The organism is Spiroplasma sp. ald, from assembly GCF_044714355.1.
GTDB classification, from domain to species: domain Bacteria; phylum Bacillota_I; class Bacilli_A; order Mycoplasmatales; family Mycoplasmataceae; genus Spiroplasma; species Spiroplasma phoeniceum.
This window is the reverse complement of record NZ_RXFY01000062.1, coordinates 1-6596: the sequence shown is the minus strand read 5'-3', so window position 1 is coordinate 6596 and position 6596 is coordinate 1. Positions and strand designations below refer to the sequence as shown.

Here is a 6596-nt window from a genome sequence, read left to right as displayed (position 1 = left end):
TAAAAAAGTCATTTTTCGTTGTAGGAAAATATTAAATTTTTAAATAAAAGACATAATTAATTAAAATCATAATTTGCTATTAGTATCTTTTTAAAAATATTTACAATTATTTTAATAGGTTATGCAAGAAGTCTAATTAATTTAAAATAATTTAATACATTTTATAATTATTACATCATAAAATTTTCTTATGGAACCATTTTTTCTGTTATAATTATACCACATTTATTCTAAAAAAGGCATTTAGTTATATCATATTATTAAATTAAAAATAAATAATAAATTGCATAATTATAAAATTACTGCAAATAATTTTTATTAACCACTAAAATAAAAATCACAAATAAAAACCGCTAATTAGCGGTTTTTATTAATATGTAATTAACTAAAACTTATGTTAACACTACCAGTATAGTATTCTGATTTATCATAAGCAGTAATCGTTCCACCTTTGTTATCAGGGTTAATTTCTAAATATAAATCATTTAATAAAGCACTTAGTCGACTTAACTGGCTAACAAAATAAACACTAATAAACATCATCATTACTTGTAAAATAGTTACTTTTGGTAATTTATCTAAATTTGTTGTTAACTTCATTTGTCATAAATCCTCTTTTACTATTGGAGGTTCAGGTGGGACAACAGAAAAAGACACTTTAACTGAACCATAATAATCTGTTCTTGGGTTATTATCTTCTGATCAATGGTCTTTTCCTGAAATTAAAGTTGCTCCAGTTTGATCAGGTTCAATCATAATTTTATCAACTTTATCAATTTGTCGGTTTCATATTTCTGATGTTTGTGGCCCAATAAAATACTCACCAAACTTATCTAATTCTGAAATAAGTTGCATATTGTTAAAAATAGTGGCAATTAAAATTGTTTTTGGTCGTGCATCAGTAATTTGTCCTAAATCAATACTCTTTACTTTATCAGCTAAATGGTTTGAAGTTGTTACTGTTTTATTAATTTTTATTGTATTTAAATTTGTTTCATCACTAAAGTTCAATTCATATTGACCATTACGATACAAATCAATTTTATCAATTGGTTTTGATTGATTATTAAATTTATAATTTTTTATTAACTGATCAAAGTTTCATTTTGTTCCTTGAAACAATTGTGCTAATTGCTGGAATAATTCAGGAATAGTTTGTTTATTATTTTGTGGATCAATTGTTTTAAAATCAACTCCAACAAAACCAGTTACTTCAACTGGCAAAACTGGTGGATCAACTGGAATATTATTTCAATTATCATTTTTAGTACAACTAACTACAGACATTACTGGTCCTGAAACTAGAATTCCAACGGCAATAGTTGCTAATAATTTTTTCATTTTAATTCCTCCTTAATCCGCATTCATAATTGCAATCAATGGATTAATTCGATTCATATTGAATCAACTAATTAAATATGCAATAAAGTATAATAATAATCCACTTCCAATTGCAATAAATGGAATCATGACATTCATAAACAGTGGTAAAACTATTCCAATTCGAATTAATATCATATTAGAAATAATTAAGAATAATCATCCAAAGCCAAAACCGGCAATTGTCATTATTACAATAATAGGAATATACATTCCAATAACTAATTTTGTGATATAACGATTTCGATATCCTAATACTTTCATTGTTGCAATAATTGTTTGGTTTTCTGCAATAACAATATTACTTGTTAAAATAATAATCATAAAACTTAGTACAAACGAAATTCCAATAATAAAGAAGATAATCCCATTAACTGCTTTTGAAATATTTCCTAAAATTGCTTGTGCTGAAGCAATTGGCATTAAACTGCCAAAAGTACTATTTGCATATGGTGGATAAGAAATTTCACTTCTAATACCACCATTTAAATCATAAAAACTATAGTCACCAAATAATTGACTTGTTCCTAGTCCTGTTTCAATATCATCAATTTTAGCACTATTAGAAATTTTATAATTAAAAATCGGATATTCATTTTCAAAGACAGCAATTCAATTAACTGCACTTTGATGTACGCTTCAATATTCAACAAACTTATTTCATAAGTTATTAACAGGCGTACTTGAATGGTCTTTAATAAATTTTTCTAACAAGTTTAAACTTTCTTTTCTTGATGGTGTTAATTCAGGATTCTTCCTGATAAATGAATTCATTCATTCATTTAAAAACAATTGTAATAAATAATTCCGTGTTTTATCATATCCTAGTAATTGTTGTGCCCTATCTTCATTAATTCAAGCTCGTGGTGAACCATATTGATTAGTAATACCAACAACTGTAAAAGTTTGATTGTTCATTTGATTATTTACTCGATAACTTCCATCAACAATTTTATCGTTTAAAATTGTTGGTTTTGTAAAATTTGGGTCAAGTGCATCAATTTTACTTTCTAAAACATATTCATTATTTTCATCTATAACCTTATTTTTATATTTATTATCACCATTAAACATTAATTTACCAACTCGCCCTTGTGCTTGAGCATCATCACCTGTTACATCACTTCCATCTCAACCTTGTAAAATTTGATCAGAAGTAACACCTTGATTACTATCAACTAATGCTTTGCGAATCAAATACGGACTAATTTGATTTCCAACTGTAACATTTAAGCGTTTAGCTAATGATTCATTTAAAACAATATTATTACTTGCTGTAAATAATTTTTCATTTAAATTCGCACCATTTTTATTAGTTAATGCTTGGTTTTTAAATGTACGATTAATTCCGTAAATCTTAAACTCAATACTATTTAATTCAGCATTAATCATTGTTCCCCGATCATCTGTTAATGGATTAAACGGAATTACTCCGAAGGTTAAATTAAAATTACCATTGTTTTGATTAAATGCTTCTTGCATTTTTAACCGAACAGTTTGCGGAGAACGTGAATATACTCTTTGAATAAAACATTGATTAACATTTTCTACAAAGTAAGAATAAATTCAATTATATAAATCATACATTGGTTTTTTTAAACGTGTATTAAACTCATTTCCTGTTGCTGAATTTAAAACATCATAAAACGATACCGACAATGGTTGTTCTAATGCTGGACGAAAATGATTATTAGCTAATGTAATCGTTGGATTTCCTTCTCCAAAATCTTGTTTATAGTCACTTTGGGTAAAAATATTGTTTCTTAACTTATCATTTAGATTTAAATTTCCTCGTGAATCAAAATAATCTGCACGTTTAATGTTTAAACCAACAGTTTCCCTATATTTTCAATAAAATAATCGATATTTTTCTAAAATATCAATATGTTCGCGAGCTGTTTCTGTTGTTCGCAAATATTGTTCAATGGTTGATTTTGTTAAAAGATTTAGAGCAAAATCATTGTAATCACCTCATGTCGTACTACAAATTGCTTTGGATAAACCCGGATCACTTGAAGTTAATTTATTACTTTGCAAAAATTCTTTTGAAATATTACGATATAACAATGACCGCATATCATCTGCTTGATAAGTTGGAGCAAAATTTTCAGAATTAATTTGCCCTGTTTCAAAATCAGTAAGATATTGATTAAAATCTGTTGTCATATTTGTATTAGTTAAAAGACTGTTTTTACTATCTCATGGTTTTTGACTTGGATCATATGTTCGCAAAAAACTTGTTGGTAAATTATAAATCGGACTATTATATTCAACTAGGGTTTTATAATTATCTCCTTCGTATGAATAACGAATATTATTTTGTAAGATAATTGGAATTGTTGTTGACATCGTAATCATAATGGTACTAATAATCATTGTTAAAGATACCCCTACCATTTTTCCAATTGAATTAGATAATTGTACTGCTTGAAATCGTGCATCAAATGTTTTGCGAATTGCAAACATTTTATAAACATTTTTTTTAAAACGACCATGTGAAAATGTTTTTTCTTTACGAATTAATTGTAGTGGTGTTCTTGAAACCATCATAATTGTTCCACTAATCATTGTGACACAAGTTAGTAAAGCAAAAATAAATAAAATACAAGTTACTAATGCTAATGGTGCAAATACAAAATTTCCATATGGTAAATTAAAATATGAACCAAATAAATATTTAACAGTAAATTGGCCACTAATTCCCGTTCCATAACCAACTATTCCCCCAATTAATGCAATCATTAATGGATAGGAAATATAACTAAAGGTTAATACACGACGACGATATCCTAATGCTCGTAACAATCCATTTTGTGGGCCAGTTGCATCAATTTGTCGACGAACAACTAAAATTAATACAAAGAACGAAATAATTAGTAAAATTGTAATTAAAATATAAGAACCACTAATAAAAGCACTTAATGTTGACGTAAAATATGTAATTCGTTTTGCAAATTCATAACGATTATCTGTCCGAAACGTAGCAATTGGTAAACCAGTTGATAGTGTTTTAACATAATATCCATTTAAACCAATATGTTTTCCCTGGTCAGTATTTAAATAATTATTAATTGTTTGACTATAATTACTTCGCATTTGGTCAACTTTTGTCTGTTGAAATTTTCCAACATAATAAATTTCTCGTTCTAATTGACTTTCTGGAATTAAAATTTGTTTTGTTAAATCTAACTTTGTTACAGGATATTTATTACCAGCTGTATCTTCAACTGTATCTTCAACTAAGCCAAATAATCGCGGATCTAAATATGCAATTCCTTCATTTTTCATATTTGAAAACGGATGTCCTGTATCAATAATTGGTGTAACATAATCCGCTGATTGTCCAAACCCAACCACTCGAAACCAATTTTCATTTGAATATGGTGATTTTGGCAATCATTTATTAATATCTTCTCTTTCATATGAAGTTAAATCAACACCTTTTAATTCACTATCAGCAACTTTAATTGTTGTTCCATATCTATCGGGTTGTAATCGAATAATATCATTAATTTTAATATTATTTTTATGAGCAAACTCAGGCGTCAAATAAATCCAATGCATTGTTTCTTCATTAATCGATAATAAATATTTCATATAAAAACTTAACGGCATTCCATTAGCAACAATAAATTTATCAATTTCTTGATAATGATTTAATGTTACTACTTTAATAACTTTATTTTTTCCCAAACTAAATGTTCGTGCTTCAACACGATTATAAATAAAATGTTCATTTCGATTTTTTAATTGCTCGTTAATAAATTCTAAAATTGCATTTTGACGAACCCCACTATCTGTAATTTTTTCAAACTGATCTGGTTCCCCATTTGAATTTTTAACATAAGTAGTATTAGTAAAACTAACAACAAAATCATGTTGATTACTTAATTGTTCAGAAATAAAAGTATTATAATTATTCTCTACTCGTTGTTTAGAAACTTCAATAATTGTAAAAATAAAACTAGTCAAAAATACTAAAACAACTAAACCAAAAAATTGAATTTTATTTTTAACCGTGTTTTTAAAATTGTTTTTAAATAATAACTTAAAACCTGTCATTTTTCCACATTCTTTCTTCTTCTCTTTTGTTAATATTTGAATTTAGTTAAAATAAAGATTAGGTGGTGTTGTTTGTTTTTTAAATTGTGTTAATAATTCTGTTTTACGAAGATTATCAACAATACTAGTTTTTTTAATAAATCATTGATTAAAATTATAATTTGGATAAATTATTAATAAAATTGACATTGTTAATTGACTTTGTTGGGGAATAACAATACTAGTTAAAGTACATTTACAAAATGTATAGTAACTAGAAGCAATCACATCATTAATGTTTTTTAAATAACCTATATATAAGCGAAACAATATTAGCATTACAATAAAACTAATAGTAAAAATTGCATAAAAAACATAGCATAAAATAACTAAAAAAGAATATATTGTTTCATATGCAATTATATTTTGCAATTGAAAAATTATTGAAGTATAACCAAAAAATAATATATATGAAATTAAAACAATATTACAAAGTCATAAAATAATAATTTGTCAATTAGAAAATAAAATTAATTTCCACGCTGAAATTGTTGTCTTTTTTAATTGTTTAAAATTAATCAAAATTTGAACTAAAATTCCCATAAAAAAGAGAAAAATAAAACTTGATCAAATAAGATAAAATAAATTTAATGTAATATTTAAAAAACTATAATTACCCGCAATATCAATAATTGAAAACGATGATGAAAATAAAATATAAGCAAGAAAAATAATAAAGAAAATATTAATAAATTTTTGATATTTTTTTAGAACATATATTTTCATTACCATCACCTTTATAGCTTTCATTATATTTTGCTCATATTATTATAACATTATTCCTAAATTAATGTAAAATTAAGTTTAATTAACTAACACAACTCAACATCAAAAAAACCCAATAAACATAAGGGGTTAAAAAAACAGACCCCTATAAAATAAGGGCTTTAGAGCAGTAATTTCCGACATTTTGAATTTATATTTAATAGACTTCTTGCATAACCTATTAAAATAATTGTAAATATTTTTAAAAAGATACTAATAGCAAATTATAATTTTAATTAATTATATCTTTTATTTAAAAATTTAATATTTTCCTACAACGAAAAATGACTTTTTTATTTAAATTATTTAATTTTAAATACATCTTCTATGCTATCTATAATAATTGCAAA

The 6596-nt window shown here is 25.2% G+C and carries 3 protein-coding genes; all 3 read right to left on the bottom strand.

From position 1 onward, the window contains the following. Positions 1-381: 381 nt before the first annotated feature. The 3 genes from EHU54_RS03865 to EHU54_RS03855 are packed head-to-tail and all read right to left on the bottom strand — an operon-like array spanning position 382 to position 6231. A complete protein-coding gene (locus EHU54_RS03865) occupies positions 382-1341 on the bottom strand; it encodes a hypothetical protein (RefSeq protein ID WP_400249040.1) in 960 nt (319 codons plus the stop codon). A 12-nt stretch (positions 1342-1353) separates the two neighbouring features. Continuing rightward, positions 1354-5442 carry an ABC transporter permease gene (locus tag EHU54_RS03860; RefSeq protein WP_400249038.1) on the bottom strand — a complete coding sequence of 1363 codons (4089 nt, stop codon included), beginning with the start codon at positions 5440-5442 and terminating at the stop codon, positions 1354-1356. Between the two features lie 42 nt (positions 5443-5484). Then, positions 5485-6231, bottom strand: a complete 747-nt coding sequence (locus tag EHU54_RS03855; protein ID WP_400249037.1) for a hypothetical protein — start codon at positions 6229-6231, stop codon at positions 5485-5487. Positions 6232-6596 lie beyond the last annotated feature (365 nt).